Source organism: Phenylobacterium sp., assembly GCF_030651185.1.
Classification (GTDB): domain Bacteria; phylum Pseudomonadota; class Alphaproteobacteria; order Caulobacterales; family Caulobacteraceae; genus Phenylobacterium.
In genome coordinates, this window is the sequence record NZ_JAUSCJ010000032.1 from 99,906 (window position 1) to 121,840 (window position 21,935).

General features: G+C 68.4%; 20 protein-coding genes. 7 read left to right on the top strand and 13 right to left on the bottom strand.

The window, feature by feature from the left end; all coding sequences use genetic code 11:
* Window positions 1-16 precede the first annotated feature (16 nt).
* Both bfr and Q7J39_RS16230 read left to right on the top strand, forming a co-directional pair.
* A complete protein-coding gene (bfr, locus tag Q7J39_RS16225; RefSeq protein WP_304827419.1) occupies window positions 17-508 on the top strand; it encodes a bacterioferritin in 492 nt (163 codons plus the stop codon).
* Window positions 509-701: 193 nt separating this feature from the next.
* Complete coding sequence (locus Q7J39_RS16230) at window positions 702-2,342, top strand: MFS transporter (RefSeq protein WP_304827422.1); 1,641 nt, start codon at window positions 702-704, stop codon at window positions 2,340-2,342.
* A 63-nt stretch (window positions 2,343-2,405) separates the two neighbouring features.
* Here the strand turns inward: Q7J39_RS16230 and fba are convergent, their stop codons facing one another.
* The 5 genes from fba to tkt form a co-directional block, all read right to left on the bottom strand.
* Window positions 2,406-3,491, bottom strand: coding sequence for a class II fructose-bisphosphate aldolase (gene fba, locus Q7J39_RS16235; protein WP_304827425.1), 1,086 nt, complete (start codon window positions 3,489-3,491; stop codon window positions 2,406-2,408).
* Window positions 3,492-3,521: 30 nt separating this feature from the next.
* Entirely contained in the window at window positions 3,522-4,712 is a 1,191-nt protein-coding gene (pgk, locus tag Q7J39_RS16240) for a phosphoglycerate kinase (protein WP_304827430.1), read from the bottom strand.
* 10 nt (window positions 4,713-4,722) lie between these two features.
* Window positions 4,723-5,730: a type I glyceraldehyde-3-phosphate dehydrogenase gene (gap, locus tag Q7J39_RS16245; protein WP_304827433.1), complete on the bottom strand. Its 1,008-nt coding sequence runs from the start codon at window positions 5,728-5,730 to the stop codon at window positions 4,723-4,725.
* Window positions 5,731-5,924: 194 nt separating this feature from the next.
* Window positions 5,925-7,124, bottom strand: coding sequence for a formate-dependent phosphoribosylglycinamide formyltransferase (gene purT / locus Q7J39_RS16250; protein ID WP_304827436.1), 1,200 nt, complete (start codon window positions 7,122-7,124; stop codon window positions 5,925-5,927).
* 195 nt (window positions 7,125-7,319) lie between these two features.
* Entirely contained in the window at window positions 7,320-9,290 is a 1,971-nt protein-coding gene (gene tkt, locus Q7J39_RS16255) for a transketolase (RefSeq protein WP_304827440.1), read from the bottom strand.
* A gap of 134 nt (window positions 9,291-9,424) precedes the next feature.
* Here tkt and Q7J39_RS16260 point away from each other — a divergent pair, with 134 nt between their 5' ends.
* Window positions 9,425-9,733 (top strand): DUF4164 family protein, encoded by a 309-nt coding sequence (locus Q7J39_RS16260; protein ID WP_304827443.1) that lies wholly within the window; start codon window positions 9,425-9,427, stop codon window positions 9,731-9,733.
* Between the two features lie 3 nt (window positions 9,734-9,736).
* The gene (locus tag Q7J39_RS16265; protein WP_304827446.1) at window positions 9,737-10,063 is read left to right on the top strand and encodes a cell division protein ZapA; all 327 of its coding nucleotides are present in this window, start codon (window positions 9,737-9,739) and stop codon (window positions 10,061-10,063) included.
* A 45-nt stretch (window positions 10,064-10,108) separates the two neighbouring features.
* Here Q7J39_RS16265 and mutL read toward each other — a convergent pair whose 3' ends face one another.
* Window positions 10,109-11,953: a DNA mismatch repair endonuclease MutL gene (gene mutL / locus Q7J39_RS16270; protein ID WP_304827449.1), complete on the bottom strand. Its 1,845-nt coding sequence runs from the start codon at window positions 11,951-11,953 to the stop codon at window positions 10,109-10,111.
* A gap of 57 nt (window positions 11,954-12,010) precedes the next feature.
* On the opposite strand from mutL, the gene Q7J39_RS16275 reads away from it, so the two are divergent.
* Entirely contained in the window at window positions 12,011-12,952 is a 942-nt protein-coding gene (locus Q7J39_RS16275) for a TraB/GumN family protein (RefSeq protein WP_304827454.1), read from the top strand.
* Window positions 12,953-13,028: 76 nt separating this feature from the next.
* Complete coding sequence (locus tag Q7J39_RS16280; RefSeq protein ID WP_304827457.1) at window positions 13,029-13,397, top strand: hypothetical protein; 369 nt, start codon at window positions 13,029-13,031, stop codon at window positions 13,395-13,397.
* Here Q7J39_RS16280 and Q7J39_RS16285 read toward each other — a convergent pair.
* From Q7J39_RS16285 to Q7J39_RS16305, 5 genes are all read right to left on the bottom strand, one after another.
* The gene (locus tag Q7J39_RS16285; RefSeq protein WP_304827460.1) at window positions 13,378-13,935 is read right to left on the bottom strand and encodes a DUF3035 domain-containing protein; all 558 of its coding nucleotides are present in this window, start codon (window positions 13,933-13,935) and stop codon (window positions 13,378-13,380) included. The genes Q7J39_RS16280 and Q7J39_RS16285 overlap by 20 nt on opposite strands.
* A gap of 81 nt (window positions 13,936-14,016) precedes the next feature.
* A complete protein-coding gene (gene lspA, locus Q7J39_RS16290; RefSeq protein WP_304827463.1) occupies window positions 14,017-14,502 on the bottom strand; it encodes a signal peptidase II in 486 nt (161 codons plus the stop codon).
* A gap of 5 nt (window positions 14,503-14,507) precedes the next feature.
* Window positions 14,508-17,420, bottom strand: a complete 2,913-nt coding sequence (gene ileS / locus Q7J39_RS16295) for an isoleucine--tRNA ligase (protein ID WP_304827466.1) — start codon at window positions 17,418-17,420, stop codon at window positions 14,508-14,510.
* Between the two features lie 166 nt (window positions 17,421-17,586).
* Window positions 17,587-18,522 carry a bifunctional riboflavin kinase/FAD synthetase gene (locus Q7J39_RS16300; RefSeq protein WP_370690089.1) on the bottom strand — a complete coding sequence of 312 codons (936 nt, stop codon included), beginning with the start codon at window positions 18,520-18,522 and terminating at the stop codon, window positions 17,587-17,589.
* Window positions 18,523-18,527: 5 nt separating this feature from the next.
* Complete coding sequence (locus tag Q7J39_RS16305) at window positions 18,528-18,950, bottom strand: MaoC family dehydratase (RefSeq protein ID WP_304827469.1); 423 nt, start codon at window positions 18,948-18,950, stop codon at window positions 18,528-18,530.
* 111 nt (window positions 18,951-19,061) lie between these two features.
* Between Q7J39_RS16305 and Q7J39_RS16310 the strand changes: the two genes are divergently transcribed.
* Window positions 19,062-19,520 (top strand): copper resistance protein NlpE, encoded by a 459-nt coding sequence (locus tag Q7J39_RS16310; protein ID WP_304827472.1) that lies wholly within the window; start codon window positions 19,062-19,064, stop codon window positions 19,518-19,520.
* Window positions 19,521-19,585: 65 nt separating this feature from the next.
* Here Q7J39_RS16310 and Q7J39_RS16315 read toward each other — a convergent pair whose 3' ends face one another.
* Both Q7J39_RS16315 and Q7J39_RS16320 read right to left on the bottom strand, forming a co-directional pair.
* Complete coding sequence (locus Q7J39_RS16315) at window positions 19,586-20,446, bottom strand: TIGR01459 family HAD-type hydrolase (RefSeq protein ID WP_304827475.1); 861 nt, start codon at window positions 20,444-20,446, stop codon at window positions 19,586-19,588.
* 177 nt (window positions 20,447-20,623) lie between these two features.
* Window positions 20,624-21,886, bottom strand: coding sequence for an EAL domain-containing protein (locus Q7J39_RS16320; protein ID WP_304827478.1), 1,263 nt, complete (start codon window positions 21,884-21,886; stop codon window positions 20,624-20,626).
* Window positions 21,887-21,935 lie beyond the last annotated feature (49 nt).

Genomic DNA, 21,935 nt, shown 5'->3' on the forward strand with positions numbered 1-21,935 from the left:
AAGGACGGAGGCTCACATGCAGGGCGACAAGGCGATCATCCAACTGCTCAACGCGGTCCTGACCAATGAGCTGACGGCGGTGAACCAGTACTTCCTGCACGCGCGGATGTACCAGAACTGGGGTCTCGCGAAGCTGGGCGCGATCACCTACGAAGAATCGATCGGCGAGATGAAGCACGCCGACAAGCTCATCAAGCGCATCCTGTTCCTGGACGGCCTGCCCAACCTGCAGGACCTGCACAAGCTTCGGATCGGCGAGACCGTGCCGGAATGCATGACGTCGGACCTCGCCGTCGAGGTGGGCGGCCGCGCCGACCAGATCCGCGGCATCAAGCTGTGCGAGGAGTCCGCCGACTACGTCACCCGCCAGATCCTGCGCGAAATCCTCACCGACACCGAGGAGCACATCGACTTCCTGGAGACCCAGCTCAGCCTGGTGCGCCAGCTGGGCGAGCAGAACTACCTGCAGAGCGCCATGGGCGACCTCTCCGGAGGCGAAGGCCACTAGACCCTTTCCGGATCAGGTTGAAACAACCTGATCGGATGAAAAGGGTCTATCTGCTTGAATCTAGAGCATGTCCGGGCGGCGAACCGGTTCCCACTTGCGCCTGACATGCTCTAAGTCGGCCGATCCGGCGCGCGGTGGTCGACACCCGATGATTTGAAGCTAGGCTCGCCTCGAAGCTTCGGGGGAGGGCGGCATGGCTCAGGAAAAGCGCGCGGGCGGCAACGGCATGGTGATCGCCGGGGCCTCGGTGGGCACGGTGTTCGAGTGGTACGACTTCTACCTCTACGGCTCCCTGGCCGGCTTCATCACCCAGCACTTCTTCTCGGGCGTCAACGAGACCACCGGCTACATCTTCGCCCTGCTGGCCTTCGCCGCGGGCTTCGCGGTTCGGCCCTTCGGCGCTCTGGTGTTTGGCCGCCTGGGGGATCTGTGGGGCCGCAAGAACACCTTCCTCGTCACCATGCTGCTGATGGGGCTGTCGACCTTCGCCGTCGGCCTGCTGCCTGGCTACGACCAGATCGGCCTGGCCGCCCCGGTGGCCCTGATCGTCATGCGCCTGATCCAGGGCCTGGCCCTGGGCGGTGAGTACGGCGGAGCCGCCACCTATGTCGCCGAGCATGCTCCCCCGGGGAAGCGCGGCCTCTACACCAGCTGGATCCAGACCACCGCGACGCTGGGCCTGTTCCTCAGCCTGATCGTCATCCTGATGGTCCGCACCCTCTTGGGGGAGGAGGTCTTCAAGGCCTGGGCCTGGCGTATCCCCTTCCTGGTCTCGGCCCTGCTGCTGGCGGTCTCACTGTGGATCCGCCTGAAACTCAACGAGAGCCCGGTCTTCCAGAAGATGATCGACGAGGGGACCACCTCGAAGAAGCCGCTCACCGAGGCCTTCGGCGAGCGGAAGAACCTGAAGCTGGTCTTCCTGGCGCTGGCGGGGCTGACCGCCGGCCAGGCCGTGGTCTGGTACACCGGCCAGTTCTACGCCCTGTTCTTCCTGGAGAAGATGCTGAAGGTCGATGGGGCGCTGGCCAACACCCTGGTGGCCTTCGCCCTGATCCTGGGGGTGCCGTTCTTCGTGGTGTTCGGCTGGCTGTCGGACAAGATCGGCCGCAAGCCGATCATCATGCTGGGCTGCGTCCTGGCGGTGCTGACCTATTTCCCGATCTTCAAGGCGCTCACCGCCGCCGCCAACCCGGCGCTGGCCGCCGCCACCGCGACCAGTCCGGTGACCGTAATCGCCGACCCCGCCGACTGCGCCTTCCAGTTCGACCCGGTCGGCAGGACCGCCTTCACCTCGTCCTGCGACGTGGCCAAGGGCGCCCTGGCGACCGCCGGCGTCTCCTATACCAACCAGGCCGCGCCGGCCGGCACGCTCGCCGTCGTGAAGATCGGGGCGGTCGAGGTGGCGGGCATGGACGGGACAGCGCTGCCCAAGGCCGAATTCGCCGCGGCCAAGACCGCCTGGACCAAGGCGCTGGGCGCCGAGCTCGCCCGGGCCGGCTACCCCGCCAAAGCCGACTCAGCCCAGGTCCACAAGCCCGCCGTGGTGGGGCTGCTGTTCCTGCTGATGTTCTACGTGACCATGGTCTACGGGCCCATCGCCGCGGCCCTGGTGGAGATGTTCCCGGCGCGGATCCGCTACACCTCCATGTCCCTGCCCTATCACATCGGCAACGGCTGGTTCGGCGGCTTCCTGCCCACCACCGCCTTCGCCATGGTCGCCGCCACGGGCAACATCTACTACGGCCTCTGGTATCCCATTGTCATCGCCGCGGTCACGGTCGTGGTGGGCGTGTTCTTCGTGACGGAGATGCGGGGCGCCAATATCGACGAGTGAAAACAAAAAGGCCGCCGCCCTTGCGAGCGGCGGCCTTTGTCGTCGTGACGACTGAAGTCCGAACTATTCCGCCGCCTGGCGGGTGACGCCGATCTTCGGCGCCAGGTCGCCCGAGGCGTAGCGCTTGGCCATGTCCGAGAGCGGGATCGCCTTGATGCTGGAGGCGTGGCCGGCCGTGCCGAACTCCTCGAAGCGCTGGATGCAGACCTTGCGCATGGCTTCCTTGGCGGGCTTCAGGTAGCTGCGCGGGTCGAACTCACCGGGCTTCTCGACGAACACCTTGCGGATCGCCGCGGTGATGGCCATCCGGTTGTCGGTGTCGATGTTGATCTTGCGCACGCCATGCTTGATGCCGCGCTGGATCTCTTCGACCGGCACGCCCCAGGTCTGGGGCATCTCGCCGCCGTACTGGTTGATGAGGTCCTGCAGGTCCTGCGGCACCGACGAGGAGCCGTGCATCACCAGGTGGGTGTTGGGCAGGCGGCGGTGGATTTCCTCGATCACCCCCATGGCCAGGACGTCGCCGTCCGGCTTGCGGGTGAACTTGTAGGCGCCGTGGCTGGTGCCCATGGCGATGGCCAGCGCATCGACCTCGGTGGCCTTCACGAAGGCGACGGCCTGGTCGGGATCGGTCAGCAGCTGGTCGTGGCCAAGCTTGCCCTCGAAGCCGTGGCCGTCTTCCTTCTCGCCCATGCCGGTCTCAAGGCTGCCCAGCACGCCAAGCTCGCCCTCCACCGAGGCGCCGACCCAGTGGGCCATGTCCACCACATTGCGGGTGACCTTGACGTTGTAGTCGTAGTCGGCCGGCGACTTGCCGTCGGCCATCAGCGAGCCGTCCATCATCACCGAGGTGAAGCCGTACTGGATCGCCGTGGCGCAGGTGGCCTCGTTGTTCCCATGGTCCTGGTGCATGCAGATCGGGATGTGCGGGTACATCTCGGCCATGGCGTCGATCAGGTGCTTGAGCACGATGTCGTTGGCATAGGACCGGGCGCCGCGCGAGGCCTGCATGATCACCGGCGAGTCGGTGGCCTCAGCGGCCTCCATGATCGCCAGCGCCTGTTCCATGTTGTTGATGTTGAACGCCGGCACGCCGTAGCCTTGCTCGGCGGCGTGATCCAGAAGTTGTCTCAGTGTGACCCGGGCCATGTGTCCCCGTGCTCCATCAAAATCGTTAGTTTAGTTGGCTAGAGCCGCCACGCCGGGCAGTTCCTTGCCTTCCATCCATTCAAGAAACGCGCCGCCCGCGGTGGAGACAAAAGTAAAGTCATCCGCGCAGCCAGCTGCATTCAGAGCCGCCACAGTATCACCGCCGCCGGCCACGGCCACCAGATTGCCGGCCTTGGCCAGCTTGGCGGCATATCGGGCCGCCGCCATGGTGCCCTTGTCGAAGGGCGGCATCTCGAACACCCCCAGGGGCCCGTTCCAGATCAGGGTCTTGGAGTTCTCCATGGCCCGGCACAGCCGCTCAACGGTTTCAGGGCCGGCGTCCAGGATGCGCTCGTGTTCGTCCACCTCGCCCAGGCCCCGCACGCGGGCCGCGGCCCCCGGAGACATGGTCTCGGCCACCACGATATCCAGCGGCAGGAAGAGTTTGCAGTTGTTCTGTCCGGCCAGGCGGATGATGTCGCGCGCGGTCTCGGCCAGGTCCTTCTCGCAGTAGGAGGCGCCGACGTCGTGGCCCTGGGCGTAGAGGAAGGTGTTGGCCATGCCGCCGCCGATGGCCAGCTTGTCCAGACGGGTCACCAGGTTGCTCAGCAGGTCGAGCTTGCTGGAGACCTTGGAGCCGCCGACGATGCCCATCACCGGCCGTTCCGGATTGCCCAGGGCCTTGTCCAGGGCGGTCAGCTCCAGACGCATCTGCTCGCCCGCATAGGCCGGCAGCAGGTGGGCTAGGCCCTCGGTGGAGGCGTGCGCCCGGTGGGCGGCGGAGAAGGCGTCGTTCACATAGAGGTCGCCGTTGGCGGCCAGGGCCTTGGCGAACTCGAGGTCGTTCTTCTCCTCGCCCGGATGGAACCGGACGTTTTCGAGAAGCAGGACGTCGCCGTCCTTCAGGGCCGCGATGGCCGAGGCCGCCGCCGGGCCCACGCAGTCGGGGCCGAAGGCGACGGGCGCCCCCAGCACCTTGGACAGGGCCGGGGCGATGGGCTCCAGGCTCATGGCCGGAACCACCTTGCCCTTGGGCCGGTCAAAGTGGGCCAGCAGGATCACCTTGGCCCCGCCGGCGCGCAGCTTGGCGATGGTCGGCAACGCCGCGCGCAGGCGGGTGTCGTCCGACACCGCGCCGTCGTGCATCGGCACGTTGAAGTCGACACGGACCAGGGCGCGTCGGCCCTTCAGGTCGGCGTCGTCGAGGGTCCGGAATGCCACGGTCTGACCCCTAGATCAGTTTCGCCATGGCGAGCGCGGTGTCGCTCATGCGGGTCGAGAAGCCCCACTCGTTGTCGTACCAGGAGAGCACGCGGCAGAGGCTGCCATCGACGATCTGGGTCTGGGGCAGGGCCACCGTCGACGAGGCCGGGGCGTGGTTGAAGTCGATGGAGACCAGCGGATCCTTGGTCACCGCCAGCACGCCCTTCAGGGCGCCATTGGCGGCGGCTTCGAAAGCGGCGTTGATGGCCTCGACCGTGGTGGTCCGGGTGGGCACGAAGGACAGATCGACCACCGAGACGTTCGGGGTCGGCACGCGGATGGACGAACCGTCCAGCTTGCCCTTCAGGGCCGGGATCACCAGGCCCAGCGCCTTGGCGGCGCCGGTGGAGGTGGGGATCATCGACATGGCCGCGGCGCGCGCGCGGTACAGGTCGGAGTGCATCGTATCCAGGGTCGGCTGGTCGCCGGTGTAGGAGTGGATCGTGGTCATGTAGCCACGCTCGATGCCGCAGAGCTCCTGCAGCACATGGGCGACCGGCGCCAGGCAGTTGGTGGTGCACGACGCGTTGGAGACCACCAGGTCGGCGGCGGTCAGGGTGTCGTGGTTCACGCCATAGACGATGGTCTTGTCGGCGTCGGTGCAGGGCGCCGAGACCAGCACGCGCTTGGCGCCGGCGGTCAGGTGGGCCTGGGCCTTTTCCTTGGTCGTGAAGATGCCGGTGCACTCGAACGCGATGTCGACGTTCAGCGCGGCGTGCGGCAGGTCCTTGGGATCACGGATCGCCGTGACCTTGATCTTGCCGCGGCCCAGATCGATCCAGTCCTCACCGGTGGTCACCACGCCAGGGAACCGGCCATGCACGCTGTCGTAGCGCAGCAGGTGGGCGTTGGTCTCCACGGGACCCAGGTCATTGATCGCCACGACCTCGATGTCCGTGCGGCCATGTTCGACGATCGAGCGCAGGATGTTCCTGCCGATGCGGCCGAACCCATTGATGGCGACGCGGACGGTCATGGAGATCTCCTCTAGAGCTGTGCTTCTACTTGGATTTGCGGGCGGTTTTTCGGTCTGGAGGGCGCTAAGTCAACCCCTGGACCGATCAAGTCTTCACGCAAAGTGTGTCGACCGGCCGATTCCGCAACGTCACTGTGGGATCGTCGGCGCAAAGCCGAGCTATACGCCCGAATAATATGACTTAAGGCCGGGGTTCAGCCCAGGACCACCGACACCCGGTCAGCGGCCAGCTTGGCGTTGGCGCGCGCCAGGTCGGTGTCGGCGGCCCGCGCCAGGGCCACCCCCATGCGCCGGCGCTCGAAGGCCTCAGGTTTGCCGAACAGACGCAGGTCCGCGCCGGGGATTTCCAGCGCATGGGCGACGCCCTCGAAGGCCACGCCCTTGGCCTCGACCCCGCCATAGATCACCGCGCTGGCGCCCGGCTCGCGCAAGGTGACATCGACGGGCAGGCCCAGAATGGCCCGGGCGTGCAGGGCGAACTCGCTCAGGACCTGGGTCGCGAGCGTCACCAGGCCCGTGTCGTGTGGCCGGGGGCTGACCTCTGAGAACCACACCTCGTCGCCCTTAACGAACAGCTCGACCCCGAACAGGCCCAGCCCGCCCAGCGAGCCGGTGACGGTGGCGGCGATGTCGCGGGCGCGCTCAAGGGCGGCGGGACTCATGGCCTGGGGCTGCCAGCTTTCCACATAGTCGCCCTTCACCTGCCGGTGGCCGATGGGGGCGCAAAAGGCGGTCTCGACGGTCCCCTCGGGGGCCCGATAGCGCACGGTCAGCTGGGTGATCTCGAAGTCGAAATCCACCCGGCCCTCGACGATCACCCGGGGCTGTTCCACCCGGCCGCCTTCCAGGGCGTATTTCCACGCGGCGGGAATCTGGTCGGCGCGCTCGACATAGGACTGGCCCTTGCCCGACGAACTCATCACCGGCTTCACGAAGCAGGGGAAGCCAGTCACCCCCTCGGCGCCGGCCGCCAGCTCGGCCTCCGTCGAGGCGAAGGCGTAGGCGCTGGTGGGCAGGCCAAGCTCCTCGGCGGCCAGCCGGCGGATGCCCTCGCGGTTCATGGTCAGCTGGGCGGCCCGCGCGGTGGGAATGACGGTGGCCAGGCCCTCAGCCTCGATCCGCACCAGCTCGTCGGTGGCGATGGCCTCGATCTCCGGCACGATCAGGTGCGGACGCTCCAACTCGACGAGCGCGCGCAGGGCGGCCGCATCGGTCATGGCGATAACGTGGCTGCGGTGCGCGACCTGCATGGCCGGGGCGTCGGCGTAGCGATCCACCCCGATCACCTCGCAGCCCAGCCGCTGCAGCTCGATCGCCACCTCCTTGCCCAGCTCCCCGCAGCCGAGCAGCATCACCTTGACGGCGGAGGGCGAGAGCGGCGTGCCAAGGCGCATGGGAGGGGCTCCTGTTGAACGGAAGAAACTAAACCACGAACCTCACGAACGACACGAACAAGCGCCGCTCCCCACCTGTGTCATCCCGGAAAGCCCGCAGGGCTTGTCCGGGACCCAGACGCGCGGGGCGTGCCGGATAGATCGGTGAGTATGGGTCCCGGTCTTCCGCTGGCGCGGAAACCGGGATGACACGGCTTAAAGCTTGCTCTTCGCCGCCGCCGCGACGGCCTCGGCGGTGATGCCGAATTCCTTGTAGAGGCGGTCGGCCGGGGCGCTGGCGCCGAAGCCCTGCATGCCCACGAACACCCCGTCCTCGCCGATGAAGCGCTCCCAGCCGAAGCTGGCGGCGGCCTCGACGGCGACGCGGACGGTGTCCTTCGCCAGCACGCTCTCGCGATAGGCGGCGGGCTGAGCGGCGAACAGCTCCCAGCAGGGGGTGGAGACAACCCGGGTTGCAATCCCCTCAGCTTGAAGGAGCTCACGGGCGGCCATGGCGACGCCGACCTCGGTGCCCGACGAGAAGATGGTCACCTTGGCCGCGCCGTCGGCGGCCGCCAGCTCATAGGCGCCCTTGGCCGACAGGTTCTCGGATGATGCGACGGTGCGCGCCGCCGGCGTCTTCTGCCGCGACAGGGCCATCAGCGACGGGCCGTCCTTGCGGGCGACGGCGAGTTTCCAGCACTCGGCGGTCTCCACCAGGTCGGCGGGACGGAACACGTTGAGGCCCGGCATGGCGCGCAGGGCGGCCAGGTGCTCGATCGGCTGGTGGGTGGGACCGTCCTCACCGACCCCGATCGAGTCGTGGGTCATGACGTGGATCACGCGGGCGCCCATGATCGCGCCCAGGCGGATCGCCGGACGGCTGTAATCGGAGAACACCATGAAGGTGCCGGCATAGGGGATGACCCCGCCGTGCAGGGCCATGCCGTTCATGGCCGCCGCCATGCCGAACTCGCGAATGCCGAAATTGATGTAGCGGCCCTCGTAGTCGGGGGCGTCGAAGGCGAGCGTGCCCTTCACCAGGGTGTTGTTGGAGCCGGTGAGGTCGGCCGAGCCACCCACCATCTCCGGGATGTTGGGGAAGAGGGCGGTGAGCGCCGCGCCCGAGTGCTGGCGGGTGGCCGCGCCGGGCTTGGTCTCGATGGCCTCGGCGATCAGGGCGTCGATCTTCTCGAAGGCGTCGGCCGGCAGGTCGCCCTTCACTGCGCGGGTGAAGTCGTCGCGATAGTTGGAGGCCGCCAGCGCCTGCTCCCACTTGCGGCGCTGCTTGCCGCCACGGCGGCCGGCGGCGCGCCAGGGCTTGTAGACGTCTTCCGGCACCACGAAGGGTTCGTGCGCCCAGCCTAGCTTCTCGCGGGTGGCGGCCACCTCGGCCTTGCCCAGCGCATTGCCGTGGGTGGCGTGACTGCCCTCCAGCGTCCCCGCGCCCCTGCCGATCTTGGTGGCGCAGGCGATCAGGGTCGGCCTGTCCTGCTTGATCGCCCAGGCCATGGCCCGGCGGATCTGGCCCATGTCGTGGCCGTCGATGGCCTTCACCGCCCAGCCGGCGGCCTTGAAGCGGGCCACCTGGTCGGTGGAGTCAGACAGGGAAACATCGCCGTCGATGGTGATGGAGTTGTTGTCCCACAGCACGGTCAGCTTCGACAGCTTCAGCCGGCCGGCGATGCCGATGGCCTCATGGCTGACGCCCTCCATCAGGTCGCCGTCGCCGCATTCGACCCAGGTGCGGTGATCCACCAGGTCCGCGCCGAAGCGGGCCGCCATGCGGCGCTCGGCGATGGCCATGCCCACGGCGGTGGCCAGGCCCTGGCCCAGCGGCCCGGTGGTGGTCTCGACGCCCTCGGTGTGGCCGACTTCCGGGTGGCCCGGCGTCTTGGAGCCCCATTGGCGCAGGGTGCGCAGCTCATCCATGCTGACCGCCTTGAAGCCCGACAGGTGCAGCAGGCTGTAGAGCAGCATCGAACCGTGCCCACCCGACAGCACGAAACGGTCGCGGTCGGCCCAGTCGGGCTTGGTGGCGTCGTACTTCAGGAACTTGGTCCAGAGCACCGTCGCCACGTCGGCCATGCCCATCGGCATGCCGGGGTGACCGTTGGAGGCCTGTTCGACGGCGTCCATGGAAAGGACGCGGATCGCGTCGGCCATGGTCTGGAGCGGTGCGGGCATGGAGCTTCCGGTGAGTCTGAACGGGAATTGCGGGCGGGGTCGCACGCACGCAACATCGGGTCAAGGAACGTGACGGGTTCCGGCGTGAGCCTACCCCGGTCTATAGATTAACAGTCACACCTTCGGAGCGTCGAATGAACCGGGAGTCTGCGGGCGATAGCGCCCTCGACCAGGCCGCCAAGCGGCTGGATCGCGCGGTCGCCCAGCTGGAACAGCGCATGGCTGCGCGCGCGCCGCAGGCCGGCGAGGAGCCCGGCGGCCTGTTCGACCAGGACCGGGCCAAGCTTGCCGATGAACTGGACAAGGCCCGCGCCCGCGAGCGCGCCCTGGAGGACGCCGGGGCCGAGGCCTCTGCGGCGCTCGGTCGCGCCATCGCCGAGATCCAGGCGGCCCTGGCCGACCACGACGAACCCGTCCCCGCCGACCAGAGCGAAGAGGTCTAGGCCATGGCCCAGATGATCATCGAGGTGAACGGTCGCCCCTATACGGTCGGCTGCGAGGACGGCCAGGAACAGCACCTGATCGAGCTTGCCCGCATCTTCGACCGCCAGGTCCGCCAGGTGTCCCAGGACATGGGCCAGCTGGGGGACACCCGCCTGTTCCTGATGGGCGCCCTGCTGCTGGCTGACGAACTGGCCGACGCCAAGGCCCGCCTCGCCACCGTCCAGGCCGATCTGGCTCGCATGCAGTCCGACCAGGCCCGCATCGAAGTCCGCGCCACCCTCGCCCTCGACAACGCCGCCAAGCGCATCGAGAAACTGGCGGCGGAGTAACCGCCCGCGCATCCCGGCCTCCACAGGGATAAGCGGTGGTGTGACCTACCGCCGCCCGAACAGCCGCTCGATGTCGGCCAGCTTCAGTTCCACATAGGTGGGCCGCCCGTGGTTGCACTGGCCCGAATGGGGCGTGGCCTCCATCTGGCGGAGCAGGGCGTTCATCTCCGGGGCCGAGAGCCGGCGGCCGGCCCGCACCGAGCCATGGCAGGCCATGGTGGAGCAGACCTCCTCCAGCCGTTCCTTGAGCGCCAGGGCCTGGCCGTTCTCGGAGAGGTCGTCGGCGATGTCGCGCACCAGCCCGGCCACATCGGTCTCCCCCAGCAGGGCCGGGGTCTCGCGGACCAGCACCGCGCCGGGACCGAAGGCCTCCACGGCGAGGCCCAGCGCCATCAGCTCATCAGCCTTGGCCACCACGCGCTCAGCCTCTGCGGGATCGAGCTCCACCACCTCGGGCAGCAGCAGGGCCTGGCGGGAAACCCCGCCGCCGGCCATCTCTACCTTCATCCGCTCATAGACCAGCCGTTCGTGGGCGGCGTGCTGGTCGACAATGACCACCCCGTCGCGGGTCTGGGCGACGATATAGGTCTCGTGCACCTGGGCCCGGGCCGCCCCCAGCGGGAAGTCCACCGGATCGAACACCACGGAGGCCGCTGGCGCCTCGTGCAGGCCGGGGCCGGGGGAATAGCTGCTGGGCTCATACTGGACCTCCGACCGGGCCGAGACCTCCGTCAGGCCCGGGATCGCCTGGGCCGCAGCCTGGGCCCAGCCGCCCATCTGCCAGGCCGAGAAGCCCTGGGCCGAGGGTTGCGGGACGTAGCCGGGGCGGAAGCCGCTCAGCGCCTCGCTGGCCACCGAGGTCGAGGCGCGGTGTCCGGCGCCGGCCAGGACGTGGCGGAGGCCCGAGACGATCAGGCCGCGCACCATGGCCGGATCGCGGAACCGCACCTCGGCCTTGGCGGGGTGGACATTGACGTCCACCTGGCTGGGGTCGAGCTCCAGATACAGCGCCACCAGCGGATGACGGTCGCGGGCCAGGAAGTCGGCATAGGCGCCGCGCAGGGCGCCCTGCAGCAGCCGGTCGCGGACGGGCCGGCCGTTGACGAACAGGTATTGGTGGGCGGAGTTGCCGCGATTGTAGGTGGGCAGGCCGGCGAACCCCGACAGCCGGATATTGTCCCGCTCCTGGTCGATGGCGAGCGCATTGTCCTGGAACTCACGGCCCATGATCGAGGCCAGGCGGGCGAGGCGGCCGTCAGGCCCGCGGCTCTCGGCGGGCAGGCGCAGGGTGCGGCGGCCGTCCAGATCGAGGGCGAAGCTGACCGCCTCATGGGCCATGGCCTGGCGCTTGATCTCCTCGGCGATGGCCATGGCTTCCGCGCGTTCGGACTTCATGAACTTCAGCCGCGCCGGCGTGGCGTAGAACAGGTCGCGAACCTCGACCCGCGCGCCGTGCGGGCCGGGGAAGCCGGAGGGAGACACCGCCCCCATGGCGCCGCCCTCGACGAGGATGGAATGCGCTTCGGTGACTCCGCGCGCCCGAGACGAAATCGACAGCCGCGCCACCGAGCCGATGGAGGGGAGGGCCTCGCCCCGGAAGCCCAGGGTGTGGATGTGCAGGAGGTCATAGTCCCCGGCGTCGTCAGGGCAGAGCTTGGAGGTGGCGTGGCGCTCGACGGCCAACGGCAGCTGGTCGGCCGCCAGCCCGTTGCCGTCGTCGGCCACCAGGATGCGCGTCAGGCCGCCGCCGTCGGCCTGCACCTCGACGCTGGTGGCGCCGGCGTCCAGGGCGTTCTCCACCAGTTCCTTGACCGCGCTGGCAGGCCGTTCCACCACCTCGCCGGCGGCGATGCGGTTGACGGTCTCGGGCGGCAGGCGGCGGATGGTCATTTTACGGTCTAGGTCCTCGGACTGGATATATAGGACGATTCCAGGGAGACGCCGCAGATGAGGTTCGCAAGGTCGGTCGCGCTGGCCGCCGTTCTGCTGGCGGCTCCCGCCACGGCCCAGACCCCGCCCGCTGATCCCGACGCGGTGCTGGTGGAGGAACTGGTGGTCACCGCCCTGCTGCCGGGTCCGGCGTGGTGGCGGGTCTTCGATGCCGACACCACGGTCTATGTCCTGGGCGCGCCCTCGGTGATGCCCAAATCCCTGGCCTGGGACCAGAGCGTGCTGACGCGGCGGCTGGAGGGCGCCAACCGGGTGATCCTGCCCTTCAACCAGGTCAGCGTCGGCCTGTTCAGCGCGCCGGGCGCGGCGATCAACCTGCTGCGTCTGCGCTCCAGGACGCCCTATGAGGCGAGCCTGCCGCCGGCGCTCAAGGCTCGCTTCGAGGCGGTCCGCACCCGCAGCGGCAAGCCCGCCGACCGCTACCGCACGACCAACGGCCTCGCCGCCGGCCTGATCCTGGTGGACGACTACCGCCAGGCCAGCCAGCTCACCGCCGCCGATCCGGCCAAGACCGTGCGCCGCCTGGCCAAGGCCCGCAGGATCAAGGTGGAGGAGAAGAGCTATGATGCGGGCGCCCTGCTGGGCCAGGTGGTGCGCACGCCGGTGGCCGCCCAACAGGCCTGCCTCGACGACGCCCTGGACGAGGCCGAGGCCGGCCCGTCGGCCGCCCGTCGCGCCGCCCAGGCCTGGGCCGACGGCGATGTCCGCGGGGCGCTGACCGCCGAGCGGGGGTTCGAGAAATGCCTGGCCTCGGCTCCGGGCGCCCTGGCCCTGGACCGTCGCTTCAAGGCCGACCAGGCGGCCGCCATCGCCAAGGCCCTGAAGACCCCCGGCCACGCCGTCGCCGTGATCCCGCTCCGCCCGCTCCTGGCGCAAGGCGGGGTGTTGGACCAACTCCAGTCTCAGGGGTTCGAGGTGAAGACGCCCGGCGAAGACTAGGCCGGTTGATCTCCGTCAACACGACCTGGGGCCCTGCGCGTCAGGCTGTGGGCCAACGGACCCTGGGAGGGAAGACGTGGCCGACTCAAGACATATCGCCGGTCTGGCGGGGCCAACCCTGATGGTCATGACCACCTCCGAGGCCCTCAACCTGGACATCTGGGCCGGCGTCAGCCCCACCCTCGTCTATCTGAACGGCTTGATGCTGTTTGTGGCCGGCCTGGCGATCGTGCGCACCCACAATGTCTGGAGCCTTCGCTGGCCGCTGCTGGTGACCCTGCTGGGCTGGGCGGCCTTGGCGGTCGGGACCCTGCGCATGTTCGCACCACGCGCGCCGCAATTGGCGGCGAGCGCTTCGACCTACGCGGTCATCTTACTGCTGTTCCTGCTGGGCGCGTTCCTGACGCTGCAGGCGTTTCGGAGGCCTAGAGACCCGGCAGCTTGATCCGGGTGCTCTTCTCACGCGCGATGATCACCGGCTTGTCGCCCGTGACTTCGCGGATCTTGGCGGCTTCGGAGGCGGGATCGATCGGCGCGGCGACATTGTCGCCCGCCGCCGCGGTCGCCGCGGCGTTGGCCTTGCCGTCCTTCCAGAACATCACCTTGTCGGCGAAGCTCTTTTCCTTGTGGGACAGGTCGCCGCCCTCGTCGTCCACGACGTAGCGGATCAGCGGGTCGGCCTTGTCGGCGCCGGCCTTGGTCACCAGCAGCTTTTCGCCGTCGGTGCGGGCTTCGGCGTCGCGGCGGCCCAGCAGGGCGTTGCGCGCGGCGCTCTCGGGCTGCAGTTCCTGCGGACGGGGCTCACCCGGGGCCGGCGGACGCAGCGAGTAGTCGGGCGGCACCACCAGGGGCGCCTTGGACACCACGCGGAACTCGTCGGGGGTCACCTTGGTCATGCCCAGCGCCTTGCGGGACGAGGCGCAGCCGGTGAGACCCACCATCCCGATCAGGGCGGTCGCGACGATCACTCGGTTCAAGCTCATGAACTATAGGCTCCGATTGGCCGCCCCCGGCCGGAATGGAAGAGTCAGATACCGTAAACGGCGATCAGCGCCAACGCGCTTTCAGGCCGCAGCTTCCTTGCGCGTGGAATCGAGCAAAAGGAAGACCACGCCGACGGTGATGGCCGCATCGGCCACGTTGAACACCCAGGGGAAGAAGCCCAGGCGCTGGAAGTCGAGGAAATCCACCACCGCGCCGAAGCGCACACGGTCGATGGCGTTGCCGATCGCCCCGCCCATGACCAGGCTGAGGCCGAGGGCCATGGGCCAGCGCAGGGCTGTCCGCGCCCAGTTGGCCAGGAAGATCGCCACGATCAGGGAGAAGGCGGTCAGCGCCCAGCGCACGAGGTCGTGCTCGGCGCTGAACAGGCCAAAGCTCACCCCCTGGTTCCAGACCAGGGTCAGGCTGAAGGGCCCGGCCACCGGAACGCTGGACCCGGCCTCAGTGCCCAGCAGGCCCAGGATGAGATGCTTGGAGATCTGGTCGAGGACGATCACCGAGACGGCGAGCAGGTAGGCCGACCAGCCGTGCTTTGAGATGGCTTTCACGTGCGTCAGGCCCTTTCAGCGTCCCAGGCGGCGACCGCCTCGGCGTCGCGCAGCGAGAGTTCCGGATAGCGCGCGTCGCTCCCCACCTCGGGAAGGATGCGCCAGGAACGCGCGCATTTCTTGCCCTCAGCCTTGACCGGGTCAACGGCGACGCCGGGCGTCTCGGCCAGACGGAAGGCGCCGGCCGGGCCGTCACCGGCTGTCAGGGTCGCCTGGCTGGTGCGGAACAGCTCGGCGGCGTCCAGACCGTCGAAGGCGGCCAGCAGGCTGGCGTCGGAGATGTGCACCGCCGGGGCGGCTTCCAGCGCCGCGCCCATCCGCTTCTCGCGGCGTTCGACTTCCAGCGCCCCGGTGACCACGGAGGTCACAGCCTGAATCTTGGACCAGCGTTCCGCCTCGGCCCGATTGGCCCAGGCCGCCGGGGTCTCCGGGAACACCCGCTGGCAGTTGGAGGGCGCATCCGGGAACCGCGTCGTCCAGGCCTCTTCCATGGTGAAGGGAATGAGCGGCGCCAACCACGCGGTCAGGCGCTCGAACACCGCGTCCATCACCGTGCGCGCGGCCCGGCGGCGCAGGGAGCTGGGTTGGTCGCAGTAGAGGGCGTCGCGGCGGATATCGAAGAACAGCTGCGACAGTTCCACCTGGCAGAACTCGGTGATCGGCCGGCTGACGTCCTGGAACAGATAGGCATCGTAGGCGCCGCGGACCTGGCCATCCAGCTCGTGCAGCCGGTGCAGGATGAACCGCTCCAGCGGCGGCATGTCCTCCAGGGCCACCCGCTCGCTCTCCTCGAAACCGGCCAGCGCGCCCAGCAGGTAGCGGACGGTGTTGCGCAGCTTGCGATAGGCGTCGGTGGTGGTGGCCAGGATGGTCTTGCCGATCCGGCTGTCGTCGGAATAGTCGATCATCGAGGCCCACAGCCGGATGATCTCGGCGCCGGACTCGCGGATCACCACCTCGGGATCGACGGTGTTGCCCTTGGACTTGCTCATCTTTTCGCCGTTCTCGTCCATGGTGAACCCATGGGTGAGGATGGCGTCGTAGGGCGCGCGGCCCCGCGTGCCCGAGCTCTCCAGCAGCGAGGACTGGAACCAGCCGCGGTGCTGATCTGACCCCTCCAGATAGAGATCGGCGGGCCAGCGGGTGTGCTCGCGGTTCTCAAGCGTGAAGGCGTGGGTCGATCCGCTGTCGAACCAGACGTCGAGGATGTCCTCGACCTTCTCGTAGCGCTCGGGATCGTGGTTCCCCAGGAAGTCGGTCACCGGCCGGGTGAACCAGGCGTCGGCGCCCTCGGCCTTGATCAGGTCGACGATCCGCCGGTTCATCTCGGGGTCCACCAGCGGCTGGTTCGTCTCCTTGTCGACGAACATGGCCAGGGGCGCGCCCCAGGCGCGTTGCCGGCTGATCAGCCAGTCGGGACGGCTCTCCACCATCGCGCGGATGCGGTTCTTGCCGCCGGCCGGATAGAAGGTGGTGGCCTCGATGGCGTTCAGCGCCGTCTCGCGCAGGGTCTTGCCGTCGTGGACTGCATCCTCAATGGCCTCGTCCATGCGGATGAACCACTGCGGGGTGTTGCGGTAGATCACCGGCGCCTTGGAGCGCCAGGAGTGGGGGTAGGAATGCTCCACCCGGCCGCGCGCCAGCAGGCGTCCGGCCTCGATCAGCTTTTCCTGCACAGCGCCGTTGGCCGGGCCGAACTTGCCGACCTTCTTGCCCTCGGTCTCCAGCACCTTGAGGCCGGCGAACAGGGCGACGTGGTCGTAGTAGGCGCCGTCCGGATCAACGGTCTCGGGGATCTCGCGATGCCCGTGCGCCAGCCAGACCAGGTAGTCGTCGGCGCCATGGCCCGGCGCGGTGTGGACGAAGCCGGTGCCGGCGTCGTCGGTCACGTGGTCGCCGTCCAGCAGCGGCACGGCGAACTGGTAGTAGCTGTCCAGCCCGGCCAGAGGATGCTCGGCGGTGACGCCCTGCGGGTCGAAGGTCTCGATCCGGCGGGTCTTGGTGATCTTGGCGGTCTTGAAGACGTCCTGCGCCAGCTTGTCGGCCACGATCAGCTTGTCGCCGGCCTTGGCCCAGGGCTCGAACTCCAGGCCCTCTTCCATGGCTTCGACGAGATAGACGCCATAGGCGATGTCGTTGTTGTAGCTGATCGCCCGGTTGGCCGGGATCGTCCAGGGTGTGGTGGTCCAGATGACGATGCTGGCGCCGCGGGCTGCGTCGCTGCCCTCGATCACCGGGAACTTCACCCAGATGGTCGGCGAGTTGACGTCGGCGTATTCCACCTCGGCGTCGGCCAGCGCCGTGCGCTCGACGGGGCTCCACATCACCGGCTTGGAGCCGCGATAGAGCTGGCCGGAGGTCACGAACTTGTGGAACTCAGCCACGATGGCCGCCTCGGACGAATAGTCCATGGTGGCGTAGCGGTTGTCCCAGTCGCCCACGACGCCCAGGCGCTTGAAACCGTCGCGCTGCACGTCGATCCACTTGGCAGCGTATTCGCGGCACCGCTCGCGGAACTCGGCCTTGGAGACCTCGTCCTTGCGGCGGCCCTGGCCGCGCAGTTCTTCCTCGATCTTCCACTCGATCGGCAGACCGTGGCAGTCCCAGCCGGGCACGTAGTCGACGTCGAAGCCCATCGCGAACCGTGAGCGGACCACGAAGTCCTTCAGGGTCTTCTGCAGGGCGTGGCCGATGTGGATGGCCCCGTTGGCGTAGGGCGGGCCGTCATGCAGCACGAACAGCGGGGCGTTCGCCGCCTGCCGTTCCGCACGGATGGTCTTGTAAAGATCGATCTTCGCCCAGCGGGCCAGGATCTCGGGCTCCTTGACCGGCAGGCCCGCCCGCATCGGGAACGGGGTGTCGGGAAGGAAGACGGTTTCGCGATAGTCGCGCGCGGGCTTGTCAGCGTCGTCGGCCATGGGGCTTTCCAGCGGAGTTCAGAACGAGAGTGCGGGGGATCCCGGCGCGCGCTGGAGCTTCGTCCGGCGGCGTCACGCCGGGCGGGTAATTCGCGACAATGTCCGAACCAAGGTCATAGCGGGCCGAGATAGCAGAGGGGCGCGCGTCCGGCGAGCCCTTTGCGCGCTACATCTCCGGCAGCAGCAGCGCGCGGGCCTGGGCGGCGTCAGCGTGGATCTGGGCCACCATGGGGTCGAGGCCATTGAATTTGGCCTCGTCGCGCAGGAAGGCCACAAGGTCGGTCTCGATCACCTGATCGTAGATGTCCTCGTCGAAGTCGAACAGCCAGACCTCCAGGCGCGGCGCGATCTCGCCATCGATGGTGGGGTTCACGCCGATATTGGCGACCCCGGCGATCTCGCGGCCATCGGGCAGGCGTGTGCGGGTGGCATAAACCCCGAACCGCGGCAGGACATAGTCCTTCAGGGCCACATTGGCGGTGGGGAAGCCCAGGGTGCGGCCAAGCTGGCGGCCGTGCTCCACCATGCCCTCGATGGCGAAGGGCCGCCCCAGGATCGATGCGGCGATCTCCGGATGGCCGTCCCGCAGGACTTCGCGCACAGCGGTGGAGGAGAACTTGGCGTTACCTTCGCCCACCGCCTGGGCCACCGAGACCCCGAAGCCCAGATCCAGACCGTAACGGGCCATGGTCTCGGGACTGCCGGTGCGGCCCTTGCCGAAGGAAATGTCGAAGCCGACGGCGACGTTGCGGACACCCAGGCCCTTGTGCAGCACCTCGACCACGAACTCCCGGTCGCTCATCTCGGCGAATTCCTGGGTGAAGGGCAGGACGTAGGAGATGTCGACCCCCAGGCCGGCCAGGGCGCGGGCCTGCTGGTCGGGCTGCATCAGCCGGAAGGAGGGCGAATTCGGCTGGAAGATGCGGCGCGGATGCGGGTCGAAGCTGACCACTCCCAACGGCGCCTTCAGTTGGCCAGCGGCCTTGGCGGCCAGCGCGATCACCTGCTGGTGGCCGCGGTGCACGCCGTCGAAATTTCCCAGGGCTACCGCCGCGCCGCGATCGCGCTCGGCCAGGTCCTGCCAGTCGTGAACGATACGCATGGAGATCAGGCGCCCTTCCGCGGGACCATGATCACCGCCTCGCCGTCCACCACGGTCTTGCCGTCCACCTGGCAGACGGTGGCCAGCGTCGCGTGGCCGCGGCGCGCGTCGAGTTCCTGCACCGTCACCCGCGACACCACGGCGTCCCCCAGCTTCACCGGCCGGCGGAACCGCATGGACTGGGAAAGATAGATGGCGCCCGGCCCCGGCAGCTTCGTGCCGATCACCGCTGAGATATAGGCCCCTGACAGCATGCCGTGGGCGATGCGGGTCTGAAAGGTGGTGGTCTGGGCATAGGCCTCGTCCAGGTGGACGGGGTTGGTGTCGCCGGAGACGGCGGCGAAGGCCTCGACGTCATTGGCGGTGACGACCTTGGTGGTCTCGGCGCTCTGGCCGACACTCAGATCTTCGAAGAACAGTCCCTGCACGCGCGCGTCCCCTGGCCGTTGGGCTTCTTAGCGGCCTTGCGTCCACAAGCGAAGCCCTGGACGAGATCGGACCTGACGGCCAAGCTGGCAAGAGCGATCGGGAGACCCGCGATGAAATACCTGGCCCTCGCCCTGGCGTTGTTGATGACCGCCTGTTCCCCGCAAGCGGCCAAGGCCCCTGAGCCGCCCCCGGCGCCGGTCGCCGCCGCTATCCCATCGCCCGACGCGATGACCATGGTGTTCGCCGGCGACCTGCCGTGCGCCGACTGCCCCGGCCTCCGCACCGAGCTGACCCTGACCCGCGACGCCCCCTATTCCGGCGACGGGACCTACAGGTTGGTGGAGACCTATCTGGAGCGCGGCGCGCCGTTCACCAGCACCGGCAAGTGGGGGACCTTGCGCGGCGACGCTGTCGACCCCGACGCCACGGTCTACCTGCTCGATCCCGACAAGCCCGACAGTGGCCGGCCCTTCCTTCGCGTGGGTCAGGATGAGGCCCTGAAGGTGCTCGACAAGGAACTCAAGGCTTGGCCATCGGGCCTGCCCGACACGCTGAAGCGGGTGAAGTAGCGACGCGCCTTCCCAATTCCTCGCCCAGCGCGAAGCGCCTTTCGGGGGAGGGGAGGAGCGGGGACCTACCAGACCAGGTCCGCAATCGCGTAGGTGGCCGTCAGGCCATCGGCGGCCAGCAGGTCTTCCACCGCCTGCGCATTCAAGCCCTCGGCTCCGATGGTCTCGGCCCCGTGGATGCCGCTGGCGACGAAGAGGACATCCAGGCCCTGGTCGTTGGCGCCCTTCACATCCGTGGGCAGGCCGTCGCCGATGCAGAGCACGCGCGCGCGGTCCACAGGCCGCCCCAGCAGACGTTCGGCCTCCACCAGGCACAGGTCGTAGATCGGCGCGTAGGGCTTGCCGGCCATCAGCACCTTGCCGCCGAGCTGGGCGTAGAGCTGGGCGAGCGCCCCGCCGCAATAGATCAACCGGTCGCCCCGCTGCACGACGATGTCGGGATTGGCGCAGGTCATCACCAGGCCGCGCTTGGCGCAGGCCTCGAAGCGTTCCTGATAGTCGCCAGGTCCCTCGACCTCGTCGTCATAGGGACCGGTCACCGAGATGAAGGCGGCCTTGTCGTAGTCGGCATAGTCGAGGCCCAGGCCCTCATAGAGCGGCGCGTCGCGGTCGGGACCGACCCGCCAGGCGGGGCCCGGGGCCAGCTCGCGCAGCAGCACGCGGGTCGCGTCGCCCGAGGTGACGAAGGCCTGCCAGACGGCGCGCTGCACCCCCAGCTCGTCCAGTTGCGGGATCACAGAGTGGGAGGGGCGCGGCGAGTTGGAGATCAGCACCACCGGCTTGGTCTCCCCCCACGTCGCCAAGGCTCCACAGGCGGCGGGGAAGCTTTCGCGGCCATTGTGGATCACCCCCCAGACGTCGGAGAGGATCACATCATAGCGGTCAGTGAGGTCGGAGAGTCCGGAGACGATCTTGGGCGCGGTCATGGGGTCGGGCGGTAAAGGCCCCAGGTCAGTCGGTCAATGCCGCACCACCCTGTGTCATCCCGGAAAGCCCGCAGGGCTTGTCCGGGACCCATATGCGCGGGGCGTGCTGGAGGGATCGGTGCTTCTGGGTCCCGGTCTTCCGCTGACGCGGAAACCGGGATGACACCGGTGTTTATGCTAGTGCCGGCCGCCGGCGCGGCGGCGCATGTTGGTGCGCAGGAATTCGGCGGGGGGATCGGTCTCGGCCAGAACCGCGTCCTTGATCGGGCGCGGCTCGCCGAACAGGTGGCCTTGGCCATAGGCGATGTCGAGTTCGAGGATGTCGACGATCTGCCGCTCTTCCTCGACCTTCTCGGCGATGATCTCCACGCCGTAACGGCGGGTCAGGGTCGAGAAGTCCTGGGCGGCCAGGTCTGGCATCGACTTCAGCACCAGGCCCTCGTCGGTCTCCATCAGCTGGCTCAGCAGGAACTGGGCGCCGATCTTCAGGAACTTCACGTCCGAGCGGGCCAGGTCCTGGAAGTCGAGATCCAGGTCCACGACCTTGTCCAGGCTGAAGCGGAAGCCGAGGTCGGCCAGCTTGCCCATGTTGCGGGCCTCCACCGCGCCGCGCGCGTCGAAGGCGGCCTGGCCCAGTTCGAAGATCAGGGCGCCGGCCAGGTCGCGGTTGGCGGCCAGCAGGTCGAGGAACTGCGGGAAGAAGCTCTCGTCGGCCAGGCTGGAGGTGGAGATGTTGCAGAAGATGCCGATCTTCTTGTCGGTCTTGGCCAGCCGCCGGACGATCTGCACGCAGCGGAACAGCAGCAGGTTGTCGATGGAGGTGACCAGGCCCTCGGGCTCGGCCACGGCCAGGTATTCGGCCGGCATCATCACCCGGCCGGTCTCGTCGCGCAGTCGCGAGAAGCTTTCGTAGAAGACCGTCCGGCGCTGCGGCAGGCCCACGACCGGCTGCAGGTAGAGGTCGACGCGGTTCTCGGCCAGAGCCTCGCGGATGGTTTCCAGCAGGGCGGCGGACTGGCGGTGCTGCGGGGCGTGGCGGGCGCTCAGCGGCGGCGCCTGGACCATCCGCTCCTCCAGCCGCTGGCCCATGCGCTGGACCAGGTCCTCCAGCATGTGAACCTCGCCGGTCAGCGCCTCGGACCGGCGGGCGGCGTCATCTGTGACGGTGTCGACCACCTCGACCACGCGCGCATCCATGCGCTCCATCTGGTCGATCAGGATGCGCTGGGCCTCGCGGATGTTCTCCAGCTCCCGGCGCAGGGCGGCGTTCTCCAGGCTGTGCATGATCAGGCCGTGGAAGGTGTAGCAAAGGGCGAATCCGGCCGCGAGCATGGCCAGGCCAGCCGCCCAGCCTCCCCCGTTACGCCACAGGAGGAGGGCGAAGATCAGAGCAACACAGAGATAGGCGCCCGAAAGCAGCGCCAATGTGAGCCGTCGCATGGTTCCGCCTGCCCGAATCGCTCCTCAGTATCCGATGCGCCGCCGGTGC

Bases quoted from the DNA above. Each gene is read 5' to 3' on its own strand.
- bfr (WP_304827419.1), top strand. From the start codon at position 17: ATGCAGGGCGACAAGGCGATCATCCAACTGCTCAACGCGGTCCTGACC.
- Q7J39_RS16230 (WP_304827422.1), top strand. From the start codon at position 702: ATGGCTCAGGAAAAGCGCGCGGGCGGCAACGGCATGGTGATCGCCGGG.
- fba (WP_304827425.1), bottom strand. From the start codon at position 3,491: ATGGCCCGGGTCACACTGAGACAACTTCTGGATCACGCCGCCGAGCAA.
- gap (WP_304827433.1), bottom strand. From the start codon at position 5,730: ATGACCGTCCGCGTCGCCATCAATGGGTTCGGCCGCATCGGCAGGAAC.
- purT (WP_304827436.1), bottom strand. From the start codon at position 7,124: ATGCGCCTTGGCACGCCGCTCTCGCCCTCCGCCGTCAAGGTGATGCTG.
- tkt (WP_304827440.1), bottom strand. From the start codon at position 9,290: ATGCCCGCACCGCTCCAGACCATGGCCGACGCGATCCGCGTCCTTTCC.
- Q7J39_RS16260 (WP_304827443.1), top strand. From the start codon at position 9,425: ATGAACCGGGAGTCTGCGGGCGATAGCGCCCTCGACCAGGCCGCCAAG.
- Q7J39_RS16265 (WP_304827446.1), top strand. From the start codon at position 9,737: ATGGCCCAGATGATCATCGAGGTGAACGGTCGCCCCTATACGGTCGGC.
- mutL (WP_304827449.1), bottom strand. From the start codon at position 11,953: ATGACCATCCGCCGCCTGCCGCCCGAGACCGTCAACCGCATCGCCGCC.
- Q7J39_RS16275 (WP_304827454.1), top strand. From the start codon at position 12,011: ATGAGGTTCGCAAGGTCGGTCGCGCTGGCCGCCGTTCTGCTGGCGGCT.
- Q7J39_RS16285 (WP_304827460.1), bottom strand. From the start codon at position 13,935: ATGAGCTTGAACCGAGTGATCGTCGCGACCGCCCTGATCGGGATGGTG.
- ileS (WP_304827466.1), bottom strand. From the start codon at position 17,420: ATGGCCGACGACGCTGACAAGCCCGCGCGCGACTATCGCGAAACCGTC.
- Q7J39_RS16300 (WP_370690089.1), bottom strand. From the start codon at position 18,522: ATGCGTATCGTTCACGACTGGCAGGACCTGGCCGAGCGCGATCGCGGC.
- Q7J39_RS16310 (WP_304827472.1), top strand. From the start codon at position 19,062: ATGAAATACCTGGCCCTCGCCCTGGCGTTGTTGATGACCGCCTGTTCC.
- Q7J39_RS16315 (WP_304827475.1), bottom strand. From the start codon at position 20,446: ATGACCGCGCCCAAGATCGTCTCCGGACTCTCCGACCTCACTGACCGC.
- Q7J39_RS16320 (WP_304827478.1), bottom strand. From the start codon at position 21,886: ATGCGACGGCTCACATTGGCGCTGCTTTCGGGCGCCTATCTCTGTGTT.